We start from the raw sequence: 25,104 nt of genomic DNA on the forward strand, positions 1-25,104 counted from the left end.
CCTACTCCCCTACTGCCTCGGCCGCAGCCTTCTCGACCGCCACCGAAGTCTGCGCCGCCTGCTCTTCGAGCGCTGGGTCGTCATCCATATAGTGATCGAACTCGTAGAGCACCTCTGCGGGCGGCTCAGGCGTCAACAGCGATACCACCACGATGCACAGCAGGCTGATCAAGAACGCTGGCAGCAGTTCGTAGATGCCGAAGATGCCACCGAGAGGCGTGAGGAAGTTATGCCACACCAGCACGCTCACGGTGCCCGCCAGCATACCGGCGATGGCGCCTTGCTTGGTGAGGCGGCGCCAGTACAGACTGCACAACGTGAGCGGCCCGAAGCTGGCACCGAGGCCCGCCCAGGCGTAGCTCACCACGAAGAAGATGACCGAATTCTCGTCAGCGGCAACGAAGATGCCCAGCAGGAACACCACGATCAGCGTGATGCGCGCCACGATCATGACTTGCGCGTCGGTAGCATCCTTCTTGATGACGCCGCGGAAGATGTTCTCGGCAACGCTTGAACCCGCGATCAAGAGATAGCTGCTCGACGAGGACATGCTGGCGGCCAGAATGCCGGAGACCACCACGCCGCACATGAACGAAGGCAGCATGATCTGAGACAACACGATGAACACGTTCTCTGCCGCGCTGTTGGTAGCGAACGCCGTGGGGATGACCGCGCGACCCACCAAGCCGATGCAGATGGCGCAGAACAGCGACACCACCACCCACGTGACCGCGATGACGCGGCTGCGCTTGATCTCGTCGGCGCTGCGGATGCCCAAGAAGCGCACCAGCACCTGCGGCATGCCGAAATACCCCAAGCCCCATGCCAGCATGGAGATGATGGAGAGCAGCCCATACTCGGCCGGCATATCGAAGACCGGTGCGTTGTCGTTCATGATCTGAAGGCCATCTTCGCCAAGCACGGGCACGGCGATCTCCACGCCTGAGAGGAACCCGGGGATATTCTGGAGGAACGCTGCGACGTTCTCCACGCCGCCGCCCATGGCGATAGAGCCCACCAACACGACGATCAGCGCGAAGAACATGAGGCAGCCCTGCACGAAGTCGGTGGCTACCACGGAGAGGTATCCGCCGATGAGCGTGTAGAGAAACACGATGATGGCGCCCAGGCACATCATGGGCAGGTAGTCGAGCCCGAACAGCGTGTTGAACAGCTTGCCGCACGTGACGAAGCAGCTGCCGACGTACACGCAGAAGAACACCAAGATGATGAGCGCTGCCACCGTGGATACGATGTTCTTCGTGTCATGGAAGCGGTTGGAGTAAAACCCTGGCAGCGTGATGGCGTTGCCCGCCACCACCGAATAGCGACGCAGACGGCGCGCAACCAGCTTCCAGTTGAGATAGGTGCCGATGGCCAGACCGACTGCGGTCCAACCCGCATCGGAAGCGCCGGTGAAATACGCCAAGCCCGGCAGACCCATGAGCAGATAGCCCGACATATCGGACGCCTCCGCCGAGAGCGCCGTCAGCCACGGCCCCACTTTGCGACCGCCGATGAAGTATTCGGACGTGGACGAGTTCGAGCGCTTCGCGTACACGAAGCCAATGGTGAGCACTACGATGAAGTAGAGCAGCATCGCGAATAATACCCAGAAATCCCCTGTGTTCATCTTGTTTCTTTCCTTCTTTATTGCTGGAATGCCGCTCAAGCGCGGCCTTCGCGATTATACTTTATCCGAGTAAAGCGCAACGAGCCTATCGGCCAACGCATCCACGAGAAGGGACGCTCATGCGGTATGAGGACATGACAGCACAGCAGCGGGAAGCGGAGCTGGCGCATCAGCGGCAGGTCTTCGACGAGTTCAAGGCCGCCGGATTGGCGCTCGATATGTCGCGCGGGAAGCCGTGCGCCGAACAGCTGGATCTGTCAACGCCGATGCTGAGCCTGCTGCAGAGCGCCGAGGATTGCTTCGATGCGGCGGGGCTCGATTGTCGCAACTACGGCGTGATCGACGGCATTCCCGAAGCGAAGCAGCTGATGGCCCACCTGCTCGATGACGAGCCGGACAACGTGTTCGTGTTCGGCAATGCGAGCCTGACCGCCATGCATGATGCCATCGCGCGGTGCTTGGACTACGGGTGCCTGGGCAGCCGCCCATGGGCAAGCTACGATCAGGTGAGCTTCATCTGCCCGGTGCCGGGCTACGACCGGCATTTCGCCATCTTGGAGCAGTTCGGCATCAAGATGCTGCCGGTGACGCTTGGGCCAGACGGCCCCGATATGGATGAGGTGGAGCGGCTGGTCGCCAGCGACGAGCGCGTGAAGGGCATCTGGTGCGTGCCGAAGTACTCGAACCCCAGCGGCATCACCTATTCCGACGAGGTGGTGCGCAGACTGGCGAAGATGCCCTGCGCCGCTGCGGATTTCCGCATCTTCTGGGACAACGCTTACTGCGTGCACCATCTGTGCGCCGAGGTAGAGCGCCAAGACCAGGTGCTCGATATCGGCATTGCCTGCCAAGAGGCGGGCACGCCCGACCGGTACTTGAAATTCGCGAGCACCTCGAAGATCACCTTCCCTGGTGCTGGTGTGGCAGCCATGGCGTGCAGCACCGCAAACCTGGCGGAGGCGAAGCGGCTATGCGGTGCGCAGATGATCGGGCACGACAAGCTCAACCAGCTGCGCCACGCGCGCTTCTTGCCCACCGCCGATGCGCTGGCTGAGCATATGAATCGCCATGCGACCATCCTGCGCCCGAAGTTCCAGCTGGTGCAGGAGAAGCTGCAGGCGGGCTTGAACGGGCTGGGCATCGCCACGTGGACCGACCCGCACGGCGGGTACTTCGTCTCCTTCGACGGGCTGCCGGGAACCGCCAAGCGCACCGTTGCGCTCGCGCGCGAGGCTGGCGTGGTGCTGACCGGCGCAGGGGCTACCTGGCCTTACGCCGACGACCCGCAGGATCGCAACATTCGCATCGCACCCACCATGCCGCCGCTTGAGGATCTTGACCTGGCGCTGGACATCTTCGTGTGCTGCGCGCGCCTGGCTGCCCTTGAGACGCTAGCGGAATAACGAGAATCAGCGCAGGTTCTCTCCTTACGCTGGTTCACCATGCATGGTTTTGGCAACTGCCCATATCAACTCTTCGATGCTCAAAAATGTTTCATGTGAAACAATTCAAAACCGGTTGCGGTTTTCCTTACCGTGCCTCCCAAAATGTTTCACATGAAACATTTTAAGCAGTTGCAACGTTTGGGCAACCAGATCTACTGGCGCTCAGGGCTGTGAGGATACGTGAAAAAGCCCCAGATGCGGATGCATCCAGGGCTTCACGGCATCATGGAGCTTCGGCGACCGTCAGACCGTCCGCCAGCGGAACGATTAATCGTCCAGTTGCTCGGCGATCTCGTCGGTGATGTCGGCGGTGTGGTAGACGTTCTGGAGGTCTTCCAGCTCTTCGAGCTTGTCCACCAGACGCATGACCTTCTTGGCATCGGTCAGCGTGACCTCGGTGGGGTTAGTGGCGATCATGGTGAGCTCGGCGCCCTTGGTCTCCACGCCTTGCTCTTCGAGCGCCTTCTTCACCGCCATCAGATCGGATGCACCGGTATAGACCACCCACTCGTCCTCGGCATCCTCGTAGTCATCGCCGCCAGCCTCGGCCACGGCCAGCATGAACTCTTCCTCGTCAGCTGCCGCGCCGTTGGGGCCAGTGGGGTTCTTCTTGTCGCCGGTCTCCACTTCCTTGGGCACCTGGATCATGCCCTTGCGCTCGAACTGGAACGCCACGCTGCCACTGGTGCCCAAGCTGCCACCTGCATGGCTGAACGTGGAGCGCACGTCGGCGGCGGTGCGGTTGCGGTTGTCGGTGAGCGCCTCGCAATACACCGCGATACCGGCCGGGCCGTAGCCCTCATACACCACGGTCTCGTAGTTCGCCGCATCCTTGCCCGACCCGAACGCCTTGTCGATGGCGGTCTTGATCTTATCCTTCGGCAGCGAATAGCCCTTGGCCTTCTCGATAGCTGCTGCCAGCGAAGCGTTGTTGTCAGGGTTGGGATCGCCGCCTTCCTTGGCCGCCACGGTGATGTTGCGCGACAGTTTGCTGAACAGCGCGGAGCGCTTGGCGTCCTGCGCGGCTTTGCGATGCTTGGTTGTTGCCCATTTGGAATGCCCTGACATACCTCTGCCTTTCTATATGGTTTAGTGCCAGAACATGGTAGCACACACCACTTTTGGAAACGGCATACAGGTGAGGAAAGGTCAGCGAGAAACCTTAGATGCGTTTCCCAGTGCTTCAGATTCGCGTGTTGCGCGGCCGAGCAGCCTTGGGGCTGTGAGGGCAAGCGCAAAAACGTGAAGATGATGTGCTGGGCAACGCCGCAGCGTCGAGCGGTTCCGGCGGACTCGACGCCCGCCGGAACTTAACGGAACTGCACCACATACATCACGTTAGCGGGCGAGGTGCCGAAGTAGTGCGAATCGGTCGGCTCCACCGGACCCGTCGTGGGATCGCCCGCGGTGAACACGGCCAGATCGCCCGGCTTCACCAGTTCATGCTGCTGCACGGCCTTGCGCGCTTGATCGATAACATGGCGCATATCGCCGCGCACGTCATCGTGCAAGGGCATCACGCCCCACGAGAGCTGCATCTGACGCATCACGCGCGGAAACGGCGTGACCGCATAGATGGGCATGCGAGGGCGCAGATTCGAGATGAGCCGCGCCGTGCGGCCCGACATAGTGGGTGCCACGATGCAGGCAGCATCCAGCTTCTCGGCGGTATCCACCGCAGCGATCCCCACTGCCAACGACACGCGCACGTGCGTGCGGAAGCGCTCGGGCGGATGCTCGTCGAACACGCGCGGTTCGGTCTCTTGAGCGATCTCGACCATGGTGCGCACCGCTTCCACCGGATGGCGGCCCACCGCCGTCTCGCCCGACAGCATGATGCAGTCGGTACCGTCATAGATAGCGTTGGCGACATCGGCCACCTCGGCGCGCGTGGGACGCGGGTTGCGGATCATGGAATCGAGCATCTGCGTTGCCGTGATGACCGGCTTGGACTCCATGTTGCACAGACGGATGATCTTCTTCTGGATATAAGGCACTTTGTACTCAGGTAACTCCACGCCCAGATCGCCACGTGCGACCATCACGCCATCGGACACGGCCACGATATCGGCGATGTTGCGCACCGCATCGGCGTTCTCCACTTTTGAAATGATGCGGATATCCTCGCCGCCGTTCTCCTTCAGAAACGCGCGAATCTCCCGAATGCCATCCCCATCGCGCACGAACGATGCAGCCACATAATCAACCTCATGCTGTATGCCGAACAGCAAGTCTTGACGGTCCTTCTCGGTCACCGCAGGAAGAGGAATGGACACGCCGGGTACGTTCACCGATTTCCGCTGGCCCAACAGGCCGTCGTTCTCGACCTCGCAGATGATGCTATCGCCGTCGAGCGCTCGCACGCACAGCGATATGAGTCCATCATCGAGCAGGATATGTTCGCCGGGCGACACGCAGCGCGCTAGTTCGGGAAACGTCTGACTCACGCACGCAGCGTCTCCCGGTACCTCATGCGCCGCCAGCACCAACTGCGCACCCGCCTGTAACTGAACGGGCTCGCCCCCAGCAAGCGTGCCTGTGCGAATCTCGGGACCTTTCGTGTCGAGCATGATGGCGGTAGGCACGCCCAGTCTTTCGCGCACACGCTTCACGCGCGCGATGCGCTCTGCATGCTCAGCGTGGCTCCCATGACTGAAATTGAGCCGAGCCACGTTCATGCCGCAGCGTATGAGCTCTTCGAGCATCTCGTCGGAATCGACCGCTGGCCCCAGCGTGCAGATTATCTTCGTTCGCTTCTCCACCGCGCCCACCTCGCTTTGATCAGCAGACCTGCGGCAGAGCGAATATGCGTGCCCCTAGACTTCCTCGCGCAGCCAAAGGCCCGTCTTGCCGCCGTCCTTACGCAATAACCTGACATCCATTATCTCCATGCCACGGTCAACAGCCTTGCACATATCGTAAACCGTAAGGCACGCGATACTTGCGGCGGTCAGCGCCTCCATCTCGATGCCGGTCTTGCCCGTGACGCCGCAGGTGGTGGTCACCTGGATGCCCACGCGCCCGTCCGCGCGCTGCCCCGCCTGCACCGGCACGCATTCGACCTTCGCCTTCGTGATGTTGAGCGGGTGGCACATGGGAATCAGATCGCTCGTGCGCTTGGCCGCCATGACGCCTGCCACACGCGCGCAGGCAAGCACGTCGCCTTTAGCCGCCGTGCCGGTCGTGATCAGATCGAGCGTTTCTTGGTGCATGCTGATGAAGCCCTCGGCCACAGCCACGCGCTCGGTGTCCGGCTTGGCAGACACATCCACCATGCGCACATCGCCCTGTTCGTCAATATGGGTCAACTGCTCTGCCATTTAGCCTCCTATGGCGGACATGCCGCGTTCGGTGCCCACCTTGTCGTGATGGTCGTCGGGCTTCGCACCCAGCGCTTCCAAGAGCACCGCGCGCACCTCATCATCGGTGCCGCCTCGCAGCGCTTCGCGAACATCGAATTCATTGTCCGAGAACAGGCACGGGCGTATCTTGCCGTCAGCCGTTACCCGCAACCGGTTGCATTCAGCGCAAAAATGGCGCGACAGCGGCGAGATGAAGCCCACCGTACCTTGCGCGCCCGGGAACTCATAGTATTGCGCCGGACCCCAGCCCACCGGTTTGTTGCCAGCCGGACGCAACGCGGGCATGCCCGCCTCGCGCGCGCGCTCGTTGATGATGCCCAGCAGCTCGTCGCTCGGGATCACATCCTGCTTGCCCCACCCCGCACCGTTCACGCCCGTGCTGTCGCTAGCGCCCACGGGCATGAACTCGATGAAGCGCACGTGCAAAGGCCGATCCACCGACAGCTTCGCGAACGCCAGAAAATCCTGATCGAGGCTGCGCACGGTGACCGCATTCACCTTCACCGGCTTGAACCCCGTCTCAAGAGCCGCATCGATGCCCGCCAGCGTATCTTCCAGGCGTCCCACGCGCGTCACCTGGCGGAACTGCTCGGCGTCCAGCGTATCCAGAGAGATGTTCACCCGGTTGAGCCCTGCGGCCTTCAGGTCATCGGCCATCTGCGGCAGCAGCACGCCATTGGTGGTCATGGAAACGTTCTGGATGCCCGGCGTGTGCGTGACCGCCTCCACCAAGCTTTCCACACCCTTGCGCACCAGCGGCTCGCCGCCGGTCAAGCGCACGCTCGTGATGCCAAGATCGGCCGCCACGCGCACCAGCCGCTCTATCTCTTCCAGCGAGAGGATCTCCTGATGGCCCAGTTGGCATACGCCTTCTTCCGGCATGCAATAAATGCAGCGGAAGTTGCACCTATCCGTCAGCGATATGCGCAGGTAATCGATGGTACGTCCGTGGCTATCTTTCAAAGCGATCCTTATGTGACAGGGCCCCATTCATCTGGTGACCAAGTATATCCTATCCGGGGGAAGGTGCACCCACAGCTCGTCGCCCACCTCGGGCAAGGTGCCCGGTGCCGCATCCGTCTTGCTGACGCGCCAGAACAGGTGCTGATGCAGGTACTTCATCTCGTCATCTTCGCGGCTCACCGCCGTTGTGCTGCCCTCTTCGCGGTCCAAAAAGCCCAGAAGCACCGACCGATCGAAGCGCGCATCGCTCACTCGGTCAACCCGCACGCGATAGTTGTTCACACCCGGGCCCTCCGCACGCTGGATGTAGGCGGCTCGTATCCCTAAGTGGCATACCTCGGGCGGTACCGGCTCGGCAGTCTGCACGTGCACACCCCACTTCGGCACCCACGCGCAATGGCTTCCCGCAAACGACGCCTGCGGCGCATTCTTGCAGCCCGACAGCTTCAATGCCGCCTCTGACTGCGGATGGTTCACCAGCTGATCGGGCGTATCCACCTCAAGGATATGCCCCGCTTCCACCACGGCGATGCGATCGCAGAACCTGATAGCCTCGTCAATATCGTGGCTCACGTACAAGATGGTGCCTTCATAGGCGTCGAACAGGCTCACCAGGTTCTGCTCCAGCAAGCTCTTCAGGTGCGCATCGAGCGCACTGAACGGCTCGTCGAGCATGAGGATGCCAGGGCGCGCCGCCAGCATGCGCGCCAGCGCCACGCGCTGCTGCTGACCGCCCGAAAGCTGCGCCGGATAGCGCTGCTCGAACCCGCTCAGACTGAATCGGGCAAGCTCGGCCGCCACGATGCGCGCGCGCTCATCTTTCGGCACCTCTCGCCCAATGCCAGCTGCCACGTTTTGCTGCACGGTCAAATTCGGGAACAGCATGTAGTTCTGGAACAAGAGCGCTGTCTTGCGCTGCTGCGGTTTCAGATTGATATGCTGCGCCGAATCGAAGAAGACTTGCCCATTGACCACAATGCGGCCCTCGTCCGGCGTTTCGATGCCAGCGATACAGCGCATGGTGAGCGACTTGCCGCACCCGCTGGCGCCGAGAAAGCCCAGCGTCTCGTTGGCCGCCTCCAGATCGACCTCGAGCGTGAAGCTGCCGAACTGCTTTCTGATGCGCACCTCAAGACTCATGCTGCACCTCTCCTGAGGCCATACCACCATCCGTATCCGACGCCTGCGCACGCACGCTCTGCCCGCGCGGGGGCTTCACCTGGTTGCTGCGCTGACGATACTTCGTCGTGCGCCGCCCCAGCAGATTGATCAGCAAGATCACCACGAAACTGAACACCAGAATGACCGCGGTCCAGAACCACGCGACCTCGGTGTTGCCTCCCATCCACTCAAAGTAGATGGCGATGGGTATGGTGCGCGTCACGCCTACGTAGTTGCCCGCCAAGAACAGCGTGGCGCCGAATTCGCCCAGCGCCCGCGCAAAGGCCAGCACGGTAGCCGCCGCGATCGAGCCCCACGACAGGGGGATCATCAGCCGGAAGAAGATACGAGCATTCGACCAACCCAGCGTGCGCGCCGCATCCATCATGTTTGCGTCCAAGTTCTCGAACGCACCGCGACAACTGCGATACATCAACGGGAACGCCACCACCGTGGCTGCGATCACCGTGGCTGGCCAGCTGAATATCAACGGGAACCCGATATCGATGAACCATTGGCCCACCGCCGTATTGCGGCCTAAGCACCACAGCAGGATAAAGCCGCACACGGTCGGCGGCAGCACCATGGGAATGGTGAAGATCGTATCGAAGATGTCTTGGGCGCGCTTGGGGATGCGCATAGTGAAATAGGCTGCGGCCAGCCCTAGCACGAAGATGAACACGATGGCAACGCCGGTCGTTTTCAGCGTCACCCAGAGCGGCGAATAGTCGATGCTGCCCAAAAAATCGGCCAGTTGCTGGAGCGGGGGCGCCGCGGCGGCGATGACCGCATCCTTAGCCGCCACCACCTGGAACGTATCGGCGCACAGCGGCTGCACGGCATCTTTCACATCTGAGCCGTCGGCCCCCCTGATGCAGGTGTAGAAGCGGCCTTCGCGCAATTCCTGATCGAAGCGGAACACCACCTGGCCCACCTGATACTCTTGCTGCGTGGTCAGGTACCACACCTCTTGATCGGCAAGCTTCGCTGCACCGCTTGCCTGCCCGGCATCCAGCGCAGACGCATACCGCTTCATGTCGTCCCAGCTGGCCGAGCCCTCGCTGATGCCAAAGCGCTCGGCCACCTCGGGCGGCACGTAGACAACCGCGTACGATGCGGTGTCAACCACCACTACCTGGCCGCCATCGAGCAGATAGGCATACCCTTGATACACCTCATCGATCGGGCGGTTGCTTCCCACCTGCACTCGCTGGAAGCCTTGCACGGCGAAGGCGCATCCTTCGATGCGCGCTGCATCCCCATCGGCAGAGATATCCACCGGAGCCTCTGCGGCCTCCTGCGCGAACGCAGCGGCGGGCAGCACGCACGCGCTCAGCACCAACGCGCACAACCCCGCCGCTAAACCACGCACGATCTTTCCACGATTGAGCATCTACGAGCCCCCGATGCAGCAGTCGGGCGCGCACCTGCGCACCCGACGCGAACGTTCTTTCCGACCGAACTTCAAGCGCTACGCACTACGCGAGCTCGAAGCCCCACTTCTGCCAGATCTGGGCGCAATCCTCGTCGGTCATGCACCACGTCAGGAAGGCCTGTGCAGCCTCGGCATTGTTGGAATCGGCACAGATCGCACCTGGGTATGTGATGGCCTTGTGGGTATCGTTGGGCACCACCGAGCAGATGGACACGCCGCCGAAGCGATACACGTCCGAGCTGTAGACCATAGCGATATCCACCTCGCCGCTCTCGGCGTACTTGCACACGCTGCCCACCTTGTCGCCCAGCGTCACCTTAGGCTGAAGCGTCTCGGAGAACGTGCCGCCCTTGCCGGTAGCATCAGCGCCCGTTGCGCCATCGGGCTCAACGTAGGCACCCACCGTGGAAAGCGCCTGACAGGCATAGTTGCCGGCCGGCACGTTCTCATCACCCACCGAGAGCGTATAGATGCCCGCGGCGATATCCTCGAGCGTGATGTCGATGTTCGCGAGCGCGCCGTCTTCCTGGGTCACGATGACCAGATCGTTCGTGAACATGGTCTCGTTGGTTGATTCGTCCACGTATCCCGCGTCGATGGCAGTATCCATCGTGCTCTTCGACGCGGTGATGAGCACGTCCGCATACGCGCCGCCCTTCAACTTCTCATTGAGCGTGCCCGATCCGTCATATTGCGTGTCGGCGAACGTGACGCCGGTCTGCTGCGTGTAGAGCTCCTGCGCCTCGTTCATCGCCTTCTCGAGCGAGTTAGCGGCGAAGATCTGCAACTGGATATCGCTTTGCGGCGCCGCGCTGCTAGCTGAGCCCTCAGATGAGCTGCTCGAGGTGCCCGAGCCGGTGCAGCCGGTCAGCCCGATAGCGGATACCAGCGCGCACGAAACGGCGGCGGCAAGGAACTTCTTCATGCTCTTCATATCCCCTCCGATGGTCGATGGAACAACGCAGCCCTTTTCCGCGCGGTTCCGCACGAGATTGTCCGCATGTGGGATTATTCTCGTCTGTGATAGATATGGATGCTATCGTTCGCGGCGTGGAAAGTCAATTGATTATCCGCAAACGGAAATAATAGGAACTACCCGTGGTAGTCAGACCCCAGCACGATCAGCACATCCTCGTCGAACAGATACACATCGCGATCGGGCATGACCTCGCCCACGCCAAGCGCCTGCGCGATCAGTTCCGCATCGGCCTTGTCGCTGGTGGTCTTGTACACGATGACCGTCTTGTCGTAATCGAAGTTGTCCGCGTTGCGCGCGTTGATCTTCGAATACCCCATCTCTTCCAGGATATCCTCAGCAGCAGCGCAGATGCCGTCAGAGCCATTGCCGTTGCGCAAACCGATGGATGCGCTGCGGTTGGCCGCATGAACGCTATTGAGCGAATTGCTGTAGGCGCCCTGCCCCGCGGTGGACATGATGGTGCCCGTCAACGGGTCGATCACTTCCTCTTCAACCGGAGGCTGGCCTGCGTCCACGCGCTTCATCATAGCCTTCCATTCCTTCTCGTCCAGAATATCCCACCAGATGCCGTCGGTGTATTCTGAGGTGGAAGGAGCCTTCGCTGAATAGATATCGTCGGCGGTCATGCCAGCCATGCTCTGCGCGATGGCGACGATCTCCGCCACGCTCATATCGGTGAGCACATACTCGGACATGGCAGATATGGTGTTGGACAGCGTTACCGGATCAGAGGCCAGCAGCTTTTGCGCGATAGCCGAGATGACCATGCGCTGATTGGCGGCACGGTAATCGTCGCCCGAGCCGTAATCGTCATACGAATGGCGGCTGCGGCACAAGATGAGCGCCTGACTGCCCGAGAGCGTCTGCGTGCCCGCATCCAAATGGCCGCCCGCCTCAGGGTCGTCGATCTGAATGGGAACGTCAACCTCAACGCCGCCCAGCGCGTCTACCGCAGACTGAAAACCGTCGAAGTTGATCTCGGCATAGTGCGAGATAGGAACACCCGCCAGCTCAGAGACCGTTTTCACCGTGAGCGCAGGGCCACCGAAGGCGTGCGCTGCATTGATCTTCTGCTGCCCATGACCGTCCAGATCATCCATTTGAAGGTCGCGCGGAATGGAAACGAGCGCTACCTGGTTACTGCGCGGGTCGATGCGAGCCAAGATCATGGAGTCGCTGCGGAAATTCGCGCCCATGGTCTCTTCGCGCTCGAGCGAGCCATCAATGCCCAGCAACAGCGCATAGAACGGATCCTCGGGCGTATCGGTGGTAGCAAGGAGCGCGAGCAGGTTGTCGTCAACCCCCGAACGCAGATTCCGGTCGATATTGGAAATGAAGGCGAACGCGAATGCCCCTGCGCCCAACGCGAGCACCAACACGCCGCTGAGCACACCGAGCAGGATGCGCTTGCGTTTACGCTTCTTGCGCAATTCCGCAAACGCCAATGCCTCACGACGCGTCCGCGCACTGAAACGATCAGCCGTGGTCTGGGCATCTTCAGTATCGGGCGCAGACTCCGCAGAACTTACCGGCGCTTCCGCCCGAGCCGACGCACGACGCCGCTCCTTGGAGGCACGCCGGGGGTTGCCCGACTGTACAGCCTTCTCAGGTTCTGCGGCCGCCGCTTTGGCATGCCGTGGATTGCCTTTCTTATAAGCCATGGAGGGTATTGTGCCATGGATGCGGCGAAATGACCAATCCTTGGTGAAATAAACATAATGTTTCGCTGCGCACGCCGATCGTACCCGCTCTGCCGTGACCGCTTTGAGTGCGCACTCCGATCGCGGCTGCCGCGATGCGCGTGCTCTGCTGCGCTTGCGCTCCTTGCTCCAACTCTACTGCGGATCTGCCTGCGTTGCTGGTTCTGTGACCGGGGGCTGGCCGGTCTCGAGCAACTCGAGCAACTGCGCCTCATCCAACACGGGAACGCCCAGCTTCACCGCCTTGTCGTATTTCGATCCGGCCGCCTCGCCCGCTATCACGTAGCTCGTTTTCTTCGACACGCTGTTGGTGACCTTTGCTCCCAGCGCGCTCAGACGTTCCGCGGCCTGATCGCGGCTCATACCCGATTCCACCAGCGTCCCGGTCAACACGAAGGTCAGCCCTGAAAGCGTTTGCGGCAGGCCATCGCCTAGATCTTCCTGCGTGGCCGCCATGTTCACCCCCGCACGTTGCAAGCGCTCGATCACCGACACGTTATCGGGCGTGCGCAAGAATGTGGCGATGCTGTGCGCCACCACATCCCCCACCCCCTCTACGCGGGCGAGCTGCTCTTCGCTGGCGTCCATGATGGCCTCCATGGAAGGATACGCGCGCGCGAGCGCCACCGCCGTGTTCTTGCCCACATGGCGCATGCCAAGCCCGTTCAGCACGCGCGCGAACGAGCGCCCTTTCGACGCCTCGAGCGCCGCCACCAGCTTCGCCGCCACCGTATGCCCCAGCTTCACGGGTTCGCCCTCGCCGTCTGAACGGTTCGTGGCAAGATGCGCCAGTTCGTCTTCGGTCAGCGAATAATAATCAGCCACATCGTTGAGGCGGCCAAGCTCCACCAAGCGCCGAATGATCTCGTTGCCCATACCTTCAATGTCCATAGCCTGACGGCTGGCCCAGTGCCGCAAACGCTCGAACGCCTGCGCAGGGCAATCAATGGACACGCAACGCAGAGCCACCTCTTCCGGATCGGTCACAACAGGGCTGCCGCAGCTGGGGCACACCGTAGGCGGCTGCCACACCAGCGCGTTCTCGGGTCGCAGCGAGAGCACCGGCCCCAGCACTTCCGGGATCACGTCCCCCGCTTTGCGCACGATGACCGTGTCGCCGATGCGCACGTCCTTGCGGTGCACCTCTTCGGCGTTATGCAGCGTGGCGCGACTGACTGTGCTTCCCGCCACCACCACCGGTTCAAGCTCGGCCACCGGCGTCAGAACGCCCGTACGACCCACCTGTACCGTGATATCATGCATCACCGTGGTCTTTTCCTCGGGCGGGAACTTGAACGCGATGGCCCACTTCGGCGCCCGCGAGGTGAAGCCGAGCACCGTCTGCTCGGTGAACGAGTTCACCTTCACCACCACACCGTCGATCTCGTAGGGCAGATCTTGGCGCCGCTCGATCTGCTTCGTGCAGAACTCATGCACCTCTTCCAGCGTTTTCGCCCGCGTCACATCCGGATTCACATGCAGCCCCGCGCGCCGCAGCCACTCCAACAGCTCCCACTGACTGCGCACCTTGAGCGCACGCTGATCGGCGATGGCATACATGAACGTGGACAGATTGCGACTGGCGGTTACCATGGGGTCTTTCTGCCGAACGCTGCCAGCGGCGGCATTGCGCGGATTGGCGAACTGCTGCTTGCCTGCGCGCTCGGCTGCCGCATTCAACGCGTCGAAGCTCTTCTTGGGCATGTACACCTCGCCGCGCAGCTCAAGGGCGGCACCCGGCTCGACCAGCCCCTCGAAAGCGTGCTCGCGCAAGCGCAACGGCACGTCTGCTACCGTGCGCATGTTGAGCGTCACATCTTCGCCGGTGACGCCATCACCGCGCGTGGCCGCCCGCACGAGGTTGCCCTGCTCGTAGGTCAAGGCAATGGACGAGCCGTCGATCTTGAGCTCCAAACAAAGCTCGGGGAAGTGCCCGAGCGCCTTATGAACGCCCGCGATCCATTCGTCGAGCTCGTCAAGATTCATCGCATTATCCAGCGAATACATGCGCTGCTCGTGCGCAACGGATGCGAACTGCTCCCCCACGTATCCGCCAACACGTTGGGTAGGGCTGGTGGGCACGATCAGCTCGGGGTGCGCCGCTTCCATCTCGCGCAATTCGCGCATCAGCGAATCGAAGGCCGCATCCGATATTTCAGGCGCATCCAATGCGTAATACTGGTAGCTGTGGTGCTCTATCTCGCGTCGGAGCGCCTCAATGCGGCAGGCGGCATCCTCGGCGCTCGCGAAGAGCTTGTCCTGGTGTTGCATATCCTGGTCCATCCTTTGTGATGTAAGCATGTCTAAATGGTATCAGTATCCGTTTTTCCGCAGAACATCTTTTATTCAGCAGCAAAACGTATATAATCATTTTAGTTTGCTGGCTAGGGTTACAAGCCGGTTTAAGGTTAACTAAGTTGAAAAGGAGCACTTTCATGAATGAAGGCCTGAATCTGCCGCGCTTGCAGAGCCTGAACGACTGGATGGTCACGAAGGACGAGATCAACAGCATGTCCGAGCAGCAGCTGATCGACGTCGTGAAGGATCAGAAGGTAAAGGTCATGATCACCGACGGCCAGGTTTCCACTGTGCTGATCTCCCCTGACCTGTACAACACGTTCGTCAGCACGGTCGAGAAGCTGGCTGCTTCCAGCGGCGCTTCCAACCTGTAAACGGTACGAGCAGAATCTTTAACGGCCTCCCGCGGGAGGCCGTTTTTTTTTGCGCACAATCTTGTTGCTCATGCGCGCTCGGGCATGCCAGAGCATTCCGCACACACCCCGGCGCGCTAATTCAATGATTACTTGGTGACGCCCGTCTCGATCACTTTGAACTCAGCCATGTTCGACGAGAGCAGTTCGGTATAGGAATCCACATCCAGATCGTCGCGATCGATATTGACCGTGAGGTACACCTCGCCATCGCGCAGCCCCGCATCAGCCACCGCATCCCCAAAATCGCTCTTCAGCTGATCCAACAGGCTTTGCGCCTGCGTTGCATCGGGCGCGTCGATCACGATGCTACTGGAGAGCAGACGGCCATCAGCGGCAAACGTAGCCGTCTCGGTTGCCTGATGCGTAGCCCCATCAGTGCCGCGAACCACATACCCATAGACCGCATGCGTCTCGGTAGCCTCGTTCGCAGACGAACTGGATCCCTCATCGAACACCGTCGCTGACGACTCCAGCTGCTCGGTGCTGCTGATGTTCCTATTCGTCAAGTTGGTGAACGTGGTGGCATCGATGGTTCCCGTGAGAAGCATGATAGTGAGCGCCGCGCACACCAGCGCGATCACGATCAGGATGATGCCGAGCACATTGCCCTTGTTGACGCCGTGCTTTTCCTTCTTGGGTTGCACCGGCACCGCAACAGGCTCAGGCACCGGAGCCTCCAAGGGCATGGGTGCCGCCAGCGGTGCGGCGGGCTGCTGTATGGAAGGACGCTGCTGCACAGCCGGAGCAGCCGTTGCCGGAACAACGTCATCGAACGCCTTCGATTGCGAAATGGGCGCGATGACCTGCGTTGACCGTGCTGGTTGCAGCTGGGCTGCCGGTGTCTGCTGCACCTCGGCTGCTTGTTGTACAGCAGGTACAGCTGCGTGCGGCGCCTGTGCGGCCGGTGACGTCGTCTGCTGCGCGGTAGCTGCCGCGGCTGACTCGGAGATAGGCTTGATCACACCAGAAGCGGGCTCTTCAACCGCCGCCTGCGGTGTGGCCGACGGAGCCTCCACCGGAATGGTCACTTGCTGATCGGGCTGCACGGGCGTCTGCGCCATGGCAGCAGCGGGCTGCTCGACCGCTACCGCAGGAGCAGGTTCGCTCTGTGAAGAGGCAGCCGCGTCAACCGGCACCTCTTGGGTGATTTCTGGCGATGCTGGTGCTGCGACCAGCTCAGGCTGTGCTGGCGTTGCCGCCACCGCGCTCGGCTGTGTCTCGGCCTGAGCGGCGGCCTTCTGCGCCTTTGCTTGAAGATCCACGGTATGAGCCGCAGCGAACGACTCAGGCGCGTCGCGCTTATCCAAAAACGACGGTTCCGCAATACGGGTGGTGTCCTCACCGAACCCGTTCTTGCGCGGCGGCGTTTCCACCACCGGCTCTTCCACCTCAGCCTCGCGGGCAGCTTGCATCTGACGACGACGCTGCTGTTCTTCCAATTCGCGCTGCCACTGCTGTGAGCGGATCTGCTGTTCGCGAATCTGCTCTTCGCGCTGCGTAGAGCGCGCTTGACGCTCACGCGTGCTGGCAACCGACGACCGCATATCCGCATTCGGCGTGATGCCCAACGCGGACATGACGTCTATGACATCCGATTCGCCATCCGTGTCGTCATGATCGCTTGCCGTACGGCTCGCGGCGCGGGCCGATGCGGCGGCTGTCTGCGTGCTCTTCGCTGCGGGGGCCTTCTCTTCTGCGGAAGTGGTCCCCAGCGCGGCAAAAAGATCGCCGATGGAAATTGAATCGTCGCGTCCGGCGTCGCTCATAAAATATCCCCTACCCTAGCGCGCAGCTAGCAGGCGCGAAGGGCGCTGCCGTATTCGGCCGTGATGCGCCTTCCCAGCATCTGCCTGCTGTGCGTGATCATACGTAGGCCCAGTATAGCGCAAACAACGGCCATGAAGAACGCTACCAGCGCGGGCACGAGGTTGCGGTCGGGCTGCTCGACGGGAGCCTCGGGCACCGCCTGCGCCGTCACCATGGTGTTCTGCGCGGAGGTGACCACTTGCATTGCCTCGGCGCGCTTGATGGCGGAATCGACCGCAGCATCGTTGGAGAGCATGGCAGGCCCGATGGTCTCGCTCATGACGACCGCAGCGGCGGTGGATGCCGCATTCGCTGCGGCAGCGCCCTCGGCAGGTTCGGCCGTTGCCTGCGCAACCGCCGGTACCGTGGAACCGTCGTGGTCGTTCACCGAAGAAGAGAATGCGATGCCGCCCGGCACCTGATCGTCATAGTCGAACACGCTGACCGCGAAACACGGAATAGCGTAGAACATGAGCGCTATGGAAAGGGTGACAAGGGCAGAACCAAGAGCACGTTGTTTGCGCTGCTTGCGCTTTATCATCGCGCGGTAATGATGCGCATCGCCTTGATACAGCATCCTCATTCTCCTTAATCGTTTTAGCTACAGTTTGAGAATATTCCCATAATAACAAAATGCGCAGGATAGATGCAAATGGATGTTCGGTATCCGGTTGGCGTGCGTCAGGTGGTGTAGAATGACCCAAAAACCATTCCGACGCAGGAGAAAGCAGATGTATGACGGCGGTCCCCATCTTGGGCGCAACGATGAATGCTGGTGCGGCAGCGGGCGCAAGTACAAGAAGTGCCATGCCGACTTCGACGAGCGGCTGGAAGCGCTGGCCAACGCGGGCGAAGAGGTGCCGCCGCGCAGCTTGCTGAAAACCCCCGAGGACATCGCAGGCGTGAAGCGCTCTGCGGCGGTCAACATCGGCGTGCTCGACTACGTTGCCGAGCACATCGCCCCAGGCGTGACCACCGAGCAGATCGATCAATGGGTCCACGACTACACCTTCGAGCATGGCGCCATTCCCGCTCCGCTCGACTACGAGGGCTTTCCGAAGAGCGTGTGCACCAGCGTGAACGAAGTGGTCTGCCATGGCATCCCCGACCCTGACCAAGTGCTGGCCGCGGGCGATATCGTGAATGTGGATTGCTCCACCATCAAGGACGGCTACTTCAGCGATTCGTCGCGCATGTTCATGATCGGCGAGGTGTCGCCTGAGGCAGCTGAGCTGGTCAAGGTGACCAAAGAAGCGGTCGAGGTGGGCTTGGCCGCCGTGAAACCGTGGAGGCACTTGGGCGATATCGGCGCAGCCATCAACAAGTTCGCGAAGGCCCACGGCTATTCTGTCGTGCGCGAGTTCGGCGGGCATGGCATTGGCTTGGAGTTCCACGAAGAGCCCTTCGTTAGCTTCGTCACGCGCGCAGGTACCGGGCCCATCCTGGTGCCCGGGCTCATGTTCACCATCGAGCCGATGATCAACATGGGCAAGCACCGCATCGACATGAGCGACCCGAACGGCTGGACCGTGCGCACCGCCGACGGGAAGCTGACCGCCCAATGGGAGGTGCAGATCGTGGTCACCGACGAAGGCTACGAACTGCTGAGCTGGTAGCGAAGGGGCGCCTGAGTATTTTTTTGCGCATGCTCTGCATTGCGCATGTTGCGCTCCGCGCTCACGTCAGCTGCGCGAGCGTGCCGCAAGGCCAGTGCGCTCTTGCCTGATCAGATGACGATCGGTTCGTGGTCGGCGGCGGTCAGCTTCACGAAACCGCTCTCGGTGACCACGCCCATATCCTCAAGACGCATGCCGAACTGGCCCGGCAGATAGATGCCCGGCTCTATGGTGATCACATGACCCACGCGCAGCGGCCGATCGAAGCGGCGATTGAGCACCGGCTGCTCATGGATATCCAGACCCACCCCATGGCCAAGGCCATGCGGCATGCACTCCCCGAAGCCGCCTTCGATGAGCACCTGCTCGGCCACCATATGCACCGCCCGGCCCGTGATGCCCGGGCGCACCGCCTCGGCGGCTTCCTCGTTGGCAAGGCGCATGGTGCGCCACGCGTCCGCCATGCGCCCGGTCGGCTCGCCTATGAAGACCGTGCGCGTCATGTCAGAGCAGTAGCCATCCTTCTTGGCGCCAAAATCGATCACCACGCACTGTCCGCGCTCGAACGGCCGGTCTCCCGGCACCGCATGCGGGTTGGCGCCATTAGCGCCGGTGCCCACGATGGTGGGAAACGCCAGTTCGTCAGCGCCCAGGTCGAACAGCGCATCATCGAGCAGATGGGCCGCTTCGCGCTCGGTCATGCCTTCATGCAGCTGCGGCACCAACTGGGCGAACGCCGCATCGGTGATAGCCTGCGCCGCCATGATCCGCTCTATCTCGTCCATGCTCTTGACCGCGCGCAACTCAACTTCGAGCGCGCGCGCAGCATGCACGATGCGTTCTTTCAGCGTGGTCGGCTGTGCGTATGTCATGCGTCCTCCAAAAGAAGATCGAGCGCGTCCAGGTAGCCTTGGCGGCCTCGCCCGCTGATCTGCGCCACGCATTCAGGCTCGATCACCGAGACCCGGCGGAATTCCTCGCGGCTCGTGATATCGGATATGTGCACTTCCACCACCGGCACGTCGATAGCTGCCACGGCATCGCGCAGCGCGTAGCTGTAGTGGGTGTGCGCACCCGGATTGTACACGATGCCGTCGAAGCGCCCGTGAGCCGCATGGAGCCGATCGATCAGCGCGCCCTCGTGGTTGCTCTGAAAGCACTCGGCCATCGCCCCGCGCGCCGCCGCATGCTCGCAGAACTCGCGCTCGATGCTGGCAAGGCTATCGGTGCCGTAGATGCCCGGTTCGCGAATGCCCAGCATGTTCAAGTTGGGCCCGTTCATCAGTAAGATGCGCTTCATTCATGCCTCCTTCGGCGCCGAGGCGTTCCACGCCTGAAGCTGAGCCAGTATGACGTCGTCGTCAACCTCGCAGATCTCCCAATCGCCCACATCGCGCAGCAGCACGAAGCGCACCTGACCCGCGCGCGCCTTCTTGTCGCGCTTCATGGCGTCAAGCGCTGCCGCCGGATCGGCCGTCCATGGCAGCCGCGGCAGCCCCAGCGCATCGAGCAGGTCGGCTTGCGCGTTCACGAAATCGAGGCTTGCGCCCACCAGCTCATGCGCCAATGCTGCAGCGAAGCGCATGCCCTCGGCCACCGCCGCCCCATGCGAGAACGTGCCGTACCCCGACAGCTTCTCGATGGCATGGGCGAGCGTATGCCCGTAATTCAGACACTCGCGCACCCCGCAGCTCTCCGTCTTATCCTGCGCCACCACATCGGCCTTGAACACCACGCACCGCGCGATAGCCTGCGTGGCCACCTCGGTATCGCGAGCCATCAGCGCTGGTGCGTTCTCTGCCAACCAGAAGAAGAAGTCGTCCGAATCGACCACAGCGCTCTTCGCCACCTCGGCACATCCGCACCGCCATTCGCGCTCGGACAGCGTTGCCAGACAATCCGTGCTCGCGCACACATACGACGGCTGACAGAACGTGCCCACCAGGTTCTTCCCCGCCTCAAGGTTGATGCCGGTCTTGCCTCCCACCGACGAGTCCACCATGGCGAGCAAGGTGGTCGGCGCCTGCACCACCGTGATGCCGCGCATGAAGGTGGATGCCGCAAACCCCGCCAGGTCTCCTACCACACCGCCGCCCAGGGCCAGCACCGCACAATCGCGCGTCAGCCCCAGAGCGGCCATGGCCTCCCACAGCTCTGAGACGACCTCGACGCTCTTCGAGGATTCGCCCGCGGGCACCACGATGTCGGGCACCTTGAAGCCCGCACGCTCAAGCGATGCCTTCGCCCGCGCCAGATACAGCGGCGCCACGTTCTCGTCGCTGATGACGAGCACCTGCGGCGCGTACGCAAGTGCTGCCGTGCGCTGGCACCACGCGCCAATGCCGTCGAGCACCTCATCGCCGATGCGCACGTCGTAGGGCGCCTCCCCGGGAATGTTCACCTCCACGCGCGTTGCTGCCACGCGATCACCTTCCTTTCAAGCCACGCTGCTCGCGTCAAGGCGCTCAAGCACGCCGCGCCGCTCGAGCGCTCGGCGCACCTCATGCGCGATAGCGCCCACGCTGCGCCCTCCTGTTTCTATGGTCAGATCCGCCGCCGCCTCATAGGCGGGAAGCCGCTCTTCCAGGCGCGCACGGGCCGCCGCCAGGTCTTGGAAGAGCGGGCGCGACGAGGTGTCGCTGATGCGCGCCGCGGCCTGATCGGCGGTGACCCGCAAATGAACGACCGTGCCGTGCGCGCTCATGAGGGCGATGTTCTCCGGACGCGTCACCACGCCTCCCCCGCACGAGACCACCATGGGCTCCATGGCGGCAATATCGCGCAGCGCTTGAGTCTCCATACGGCGAAACCCCTCTTCGCCGCTTTCCTCGAAGATCTGAGGAATGGGCATGCCCGCCAGCCGTTCGATATAGGAATCCATGTCGATGCTCGCAAGGCCGCACATGCGCGAAAGACGACGCGCCACGGTGGACTTGCCAGCACCCATGAACCCGATCAGATACACGCTGCGGTGCAGGCGGTGCGGTCGTTTGGGAGATGACTGTCCGCTGCGGCGCGCCACTTAGCGGCCCATCGTGTCGAGCCGATGCGTGTAGCTGGCGATGTTGGCCTTGATGTCAGCCAGAGACGTGCTGCCGAACGCGCGCTGGTAGGCGTTGGCCAACACGAACGCCACCTCGCCCTCTGCCACGACCGCCGCTGCTGGCACGGCGCACACATCGCTGCGCTCGCGCGATGCCTCTTCCACTTCGAGCGTATCCAGATTGACCGTTTGCAGCGGGTTCATCAGCGTAGGTATGGGCTTCATAGCTGCGCGCACCACCACGGGCATGCCGGTGGTCATGCCGCCTTCCAGGCCGCCCGCGTTGTTGCTGGTGCGCGTGAACGTGCTGCCGTCGAGCACGATGCCGTCATGCACGCGGCTGCCCGGCAGCGCGGCCGCCTGAAACCCCAGCCCGAACTCCACGCCCTTGATGGCGGGAATGCTGAACAGCGCCGCGCCAAGCTGGCTGGTCAGACGCTCGGGGCCTGCCACGTGGCTGCCAAGGCCCGCCACCACACCGGTTGCCACCACGCAAAACGTGCCGCCCAGGCTCTCGCCCGCATCGCGCGCCGCATCGATGGCCGCCTTCATGCGCTCGGTGGTGTCGGCATCCGGACAGCGCAGGGCAGACATCTCGATGCCCATCTGCACCTCCGCCGCGTCACCCTCGAGCGCATAGCCCTCCGGCAGCGCCACATCGCCGACCGACGTGACATAGCTGTAGACCTCAACCCCAAGCTCCGCCAGGAATTCCTTCGCGATGCCCGCAGCCGCCACGCGCGCCGCCGTCTCGCGCGCGCTCGAGCGCTCGAGGATGTTGCGACAGTCGTCCTGGTTCGTGCGCAGCACGCCCACCAGGTCGGCATGACCGGGGCGCGGCGTCACCTCGCGATGCAGATCGGCTGGCGGACGCCCGAAATGCGCCATGCGCTCATGCCAGTTCTCCCAGTCACGGTTCTGCACGGTGATGCTGACCGGCGCGCCCGTCGTGCGCCCGAAGCGCACGCCTGAGGTGACCACCGCCTGATCGCGCTCGATCTTCTGGCGGTCTCCGCGCCCGTAGCCTCCCTGGCGCCGCCGCAGATCGGTGTTGATGTTCGTTATATCCACCGGGATGCCCGCAGGCACATCGCTGACGATGGTGGTCAGCTCAGGGCCATGGCTCTCTCCCGCTGTCAGATACTGCATCTGCTACTCCTTTTGGTCGAAGGTGAACCCTGCCGCGTTCGCCATCAGCATGAAAAGCTGCTCGAAGGTGTAGGGTAGCTCAACCCCCTGCACGTCGCACACGATGCCCGCGGTAGCCACCGCCTGCGCCACCAACATGCCGCGCCCGTCAAAGGCGCGCGCGCCCGCCTTGCGCGCAGCTTGCATGAGAGCTGTTAGCCCATGGCCGTACACCGTGTCGAAGACCACTTGATCGGACCCGATCAGCGCCGTGTCGAAGGGAGCAGGATCGCCCGGCGTCATGCCGAGCGGCGTGGCATCCACGATGACATCTGACGCCGCGATCGCCTGGGTGGAGGTGTCGTAGCTGCCGAACAGCAGCTCCGCCTGCTCATACGCTTCGTCGAAACCGAGCCGCCCAGCCGCCGAGCCCGGCAGCATGACCGCGGTGGCAAGCAGGTCGCGATACGTCTCCAAATACTGGTTCACCACCGTGCGCGCCTTGTCCTTGTCGCGCCCGAGCAGCACCACGCGCTGCGCACCCATTTGCACGCATTCGTGCATGATGGACACCGCGGTGGGCCCCGTGCCGCAAATGGCCACCTTCGCGCCTGTGATGCGCACGCCTTCGCGCAGCAGATAGTCAACGCACCCTTGCCCGTCCACGTTGTAGGCGAGCAACCGATCCGAGGCGCGCACGAGCACATTGGCTCCCGCGGCCAGCTTGGCCGTGGCCGCCGTCACGTCGGCTGTCGCATACGCCAGCGGCTTCCACGGAGTGGTCACGTTCACGGCAAGAAAGGCACGCGCCTCCAAGAAGCGCTGCGCCTCGTCGGCCTGCGCCAGATCGGCGAACCCGTATTCCCAATCAAGCCCCAAAGCCCCATACGCCGCGTTGTACATGGCGGGAGACTTCGAGTGCGCAACAGGGTGGCCCACTATGTAGAGATGCTCGGTCATACTGCTTCGCGCGCTCCGGATCAACTGTAGGTGCTCTGGTGATCCTCGTAGGTCACGCTGAACGTGTATTCGCCGCCGCCGGAATAGAAGTACATGTAGTCGGTCTGCTCGGGCGTGCATACGGCTTGCAGCGCCTTGAGCGACGGGTTGCAAATAGGAGTGGGCGGCAGCCCGGCATTGGTGTAGGTGCTGTACGGGGTGTTCGCATGCACCTCTTCGCCCGACGGATCGTGGCCCACCTCGTAGGCGGTAGTGGCGTCGGACTCCAGATACGGCCGGTCGGATGCCAGGCGGTTGTAGAACACGGATGCCACCGTGGCCATGTTGTCGGGGTTGGATTCCTTCTCGACGATGGAAGCCAGGATGAGCGCCTGGTAATGGTTGAGACCGGCTTCCTCCGGATACGCCCAATCGAGCCCCGCCGTTTCCGCTTGATATTGCGCGAGCATCATCTTCACGACGCTCTGGGCGGTATCGGTAGCGGTGATGGCGTAGGTCTTCGGGAACAGGAAGCCTTCCAGGTTGTTGGTGCCCGCTTCCTCAAGGAAGGGGAACTCCGCCGCATAGGTGGCGGCGTTTTCCGTGGCGTTCATGAAATCGCCCATGGAGATGCGGCCGTTCGTGACGCGCTGCACCTCTTCGGCGATGGCAGTGCGGATATAGCCTTCCGGCACGGTAAGCGTATCGGCGGTGGATGCCGGGCCAGCCATGAGCGCGCTCAGAATGTCCTCCACCGGAGTTTTGCCCTTGAACAGGTAGCTGCCCGGGATGATGGCGGATGCGGCATTCTTCTCCTTCACCAGGTTGACGAACACATCCGCAGTGCCGATGAGACCCTCATCGACCAGCGTTGCCGCCACTTGCGAGGCAGACTCCCCCTGCTCGACCACCACAACGGCCTCTTGGTCGGCTGGCAGCGACCCTTCGGGGTGCGCTTGGCAGCTGATGACCACGAAGACGATGGCCGCCACCGCGATGACGGCGATAAGAGCCGCGATGATGAACGGCGCCTTCGAGCGCTTGGGCTTGATGGCGCTGGTGTCGTAGGTTCTGAACTCTTGACTGGCGCGCGCATGCGCTCGTTGCGCCGAGAAGCTGTTCTTCGATGAGATGGGGACCTGCCGCTGACGAAGTGCCACGGTGCCGCCTTTCGTGTTGC

Annotated in this window: 22 protein-coding genes; 3 read left to right on the top strand and 19 right to left on the bottom strand. The window is 62.3% G+C overall.

Translation table 11 applies throughout. The features are described from left to right. Position 1: 1 nt before the first annotated feature. The gene (locus tag NFR19_RS05375) at positions 2–1,633 is read right to left on the bottom strand and encodes a sodium/proline symporter (protein WP_251212762.1); all 1,632 of its coding nucleotides are present in this window, start codon (positions 1,631–1,633) and stop codon (positions 2–4) included. A gap of 134 nt (positions 1,634–1,767) precedes the next feature. On the opposite strand from NFR19_RS05375, the gene NFR19_RS05380 reads away from it, so the two are divergent. After that, the gene (locus tag NFR19_RS05380; protein WP_251212763.1) at positions 1,768–3,036 is read left to right on the top strand and encodes an aspartate aminotransferase type Ic; all 1,269 of its coding nucleotides are present in this window, start codon (positions 1,768–1,770) and stop codon (positions 3,034–3,036) included. A gap of 309 nt (positions 3,037–3,345) precedes the next feature. Here the strand turns inward: NFR19_RS05380 and NFR19_RS05385 are convergent, their stop codons facing one another. From NFR19_RS05385 to ligA, 9 genes are all read right to left on the bottom strand, one after another. After that, on the bottom strand, positions 3,346–4,146 hold the full coding sequence (locus NFR19_RS05385) for a YebC/PmpR family DNA-binding transcriptional regulator (RefSeq protein ID WP_251212764.1): 801 nt from the start codon (positions 4,144–4,146) through the stop codon (positions 3,346–3,348). A gap of 242 nt (positions 4,147–4,388) precedes the next feature. Then, positions 4,389–5,840: a pyruvate kinase gene (gene pyk / locus NFR19_RS05390; protein ID WP_251212765.1), complete on the bottom strand. Its 1,452-nt coding sequence runs from the start codon at positions 5,838–5,840 to the stop codon at positions 4,389–4,391. 54 nt (positions 5,841–5,894) lie between these two features. Beyond that, on the bottom strand, positions 5,895–6,398 hold the full coding sequence (gene moaC, locus NFR19_RS05395) for a cyclic pyranopterin monophosphate synthase MoaC (RefSeq protein ID WP_251212766.1): 504 nt from the start codon (positions 6,396–6,398) through the stop codon (positions 5,895–5,897). Continuing rightward, the gene (moaA, locus tag NFR19_RS05400) at positions 6,399–7,403 is read right to left on the bottom strand and encodes a GTP 3',8-cyclase MoaA (RefSeq protein ID WP_251212767.1); all 1,005 of its coding nucleotides are present in this window, start codon (positions 7,401–7,403) and stop codon (positions 6,399–6,401) included. A gap of 27 nt (positions 7,404–7,430) precedes the next feature. Next, positions 7,431–8,543, bottom strand: a complete 1,113-nt coding sequence (locus NFR19_RS05405; protein WP_251212768.1) for a sulfate/molybdate ABC transporter ATP-binding protein — start codon at positions 8,541–8,543, stop codon at positions 7,431–7,433. Next, the gene (modB, locus tag NFR19_RS05410; protein WP_251212769.1) at positions 8,533–9,957 is read right to left on the bottom strand and encodes a molybdate ABC transporter permease subunit; all 1,425 of its coding nucleotides are present in this window, start codon (positions 9,955–9,957) and stop codon (positions 8,533–8,535) included. The genes NFR19_RS05405 and modB overlap by 11 nt, the downstream gene beginning before the upstream one ends. 85 nt (positions 9,958–10,042) lie before the next feature. Next, positions 10,043–10,933 carry a molybdate ABC transporter substrate-binding protein gene (modA, locus tag NFR19_RS05415; RefSeq protein ID WP_251212770.1) on the bottom strand — a complete coding sequence of 297 codons (891 nt, stop codon included), beginning with the start codon at positions 10,931–10,933 and terminating at the stop codon, positions 10,043–10,045. Between the two features lie 158 nt (positions 10,934–11,091). Then, the gene (locus tag NFR19_RS05420; RefSeq protein ID WP_251212771.1) at positions 11,092–12,639 is read right to left on the bottom strand and encodes an LCP family protein; all 1,548 of its coding nucleotides are present in this window, start codon (positions 12,637–12,639) and stop codon (positions 11,092–11,094) included. Between the two features lie 174 nt (positions 12,640–12,813). Beyond that, the gene (gene ligA, locus NFR19_RS05425) at positions 12,814–14,949 is read right to left on the bottom strand and encodes an NAD-dependent DNA ligase LigA (RefSeq protein WP_251212772.1); all 2,136 of its coding nucleotides are present in this window, start codon (positions 14,947–14,949) and stop codon (positions 12,814–12,816) included. A 164-nt stretch (positions 14,950–15,113) separates the two neighbouring features. Here ligA and NFR19_RS05430 point away from each other — a divergent pair, with 164 nt between their 5' ends. Next, the gene (locus NFR19_RS05430) at positions 15,114–15,350 is read left to right on the top strand and encodes a hypothetical protein (protein WP_251212773.1); all 237 of its coding nucleotides are present in this window, start codon (positions 15,114–15,116) and stop codon (positions 15,348–15,350) included. A gap of 128 nt (positions 15,351–15,478) precedes the next feature. Here NFR19_RS05430 and NFR19_RS05435 read toward each other — a convergent pair whose 3' ends face one another. Both NFR19_RS05435 and NFR19_RS05440 read right to left on the bottom strand, forming a co-directional pair. Next, entirely contained in the window at positions 15,479–17,158 is a 1,680-nt protein-coding gene (locus tag NFR19_RS05435) for a ribonuclease E domain-containing protein (protein ID WP_251212774.1), read from the bottom strand. Positions 17,159–17,184: 26 nt separating this feature from the next. Next, the gene (locus NFR19_RS05440) at positions 17,185–17,775 is read right to left on the bottom strand and encodes a hypothetical protein (protein WP_251212775.1); all 591 of its coding nucleotides are present in this window, start codon (positions 17,773–17,775) and stop codon (positions 17,185–17,187) included. A 154-nt stretch (positions 17,776–17,929) separates the two neighbouring features. Here NFR19_RS05440 and NFR19_RS05445 point away from each other — a divergent pair, with 154 nt between their 5' ends. Beyond that, positions 17,930–18,814, top strand: coding sequence for a methionyl aminopeptidase (locus tag NFR19_RS05445; RefSeq protein WP_251212776.1), 885 nt, complete (start codon positions 17,930–17,932; stop codon positions 18,812–18,814). Between the two features lie 110 nt (positions 18,815–18,924). On the opposite strand, the gene NFR19_RS05450 is transcribed toward NFR19_RS05445, so the two are convergent. From NFR19_RS05450 to mltG, 7 genes are read right to left on the bottom strand one after another with little or no spacing between them, the layout of a single operon-like run. After that, entirely contained in the window at positions 18,925–19,686 is a 762-nt protein-coding gene (locus NFR19_RS05450) for a M24 family metallopeptidase (protein ID WP_251212777.1), read from the bottom strand. Then, positions 19,683–20,114, bottom strand: a complete 432-nt coding sequence (gene aroQ, locus NFR19_RS05455) for a type II 3-dehydroquinate dehydratase (protein ID WP_251212778.1) — start codon at positions 20,112–20,114, stop codon at positions 19,683–19,685. The genes NFR19_RS05450 and aroQ overlap by 4 nt, the downstream gene beginning before the upstream one ends. After that, the gene (gene aroB / locus NFR19_RS05460) at positions 20,115–21,236 is read right to left on the bottom strand and encodes a 3-dehydroquinate synthase (RefSeq protein WP_251212779.1); all 1,122 of its coding nucleotides are present in this window, start codon (positions 21,234–21,236) and stop codon (positions 20,115–20,117) included. A gap of 15 nt (positions 21,237–21,251) precedes the next feature. Then, positions 21,252–21,836: a shikimate kinase gene (locus tag NFR19_RS05465; protein WP_251212780.1), complete on the bottom strand. Its 585-nt coding sequence runs from the start codon at positions 21,834–21,836 to the stop codon at positions 21,252–21,254. Then, entirely contained in the window at positions 21,837–23,006 is a 1,170-nt protein-coding gene (gene aroC, locus NFR19_RS05470) for a chorismate synthase (RefSeq protein ID WP_251212781.1), read from the bottom strand. A gap of 3 nt (positions 23,007–23,009) precedes the next feature. Further along, a complete protein-coding gene (locus NFR19_RS05475; protein ID WP_251212782.1) occupies positions 23,010–23,945 on the bottom strand; it encodes a shikimate dehydrogenase family protein in 936 nt (311 codons plus the stop codon). A 20-nt stretch (positions 23,946–23,965) separates the two neighbouring features. Further along, positions 23,966–25,084, bottom strand: coding sequence for an endolytic transglycosylase MltG (gene mltG, locus NFR19_RS05480; RefSeq protein ID WP_251212783.1), 1,119 nt, complete (start codon positions 25,082–25,084; stop codon positions 23,966–23,968). Positions 25,085–25,104 lie beyond the last annotated feature (20 nt).

It is taken from the genome of Adlercreutzia murintestinalis (assembly GCF_943192905.1).
Lineage (GTDB): Bacteria > Actinomycetota > Coriobacteriia > Coriobacteriales > Eggerthellaceae > Adlercreutzia_A > Adlercreutzia_A murintestinalis.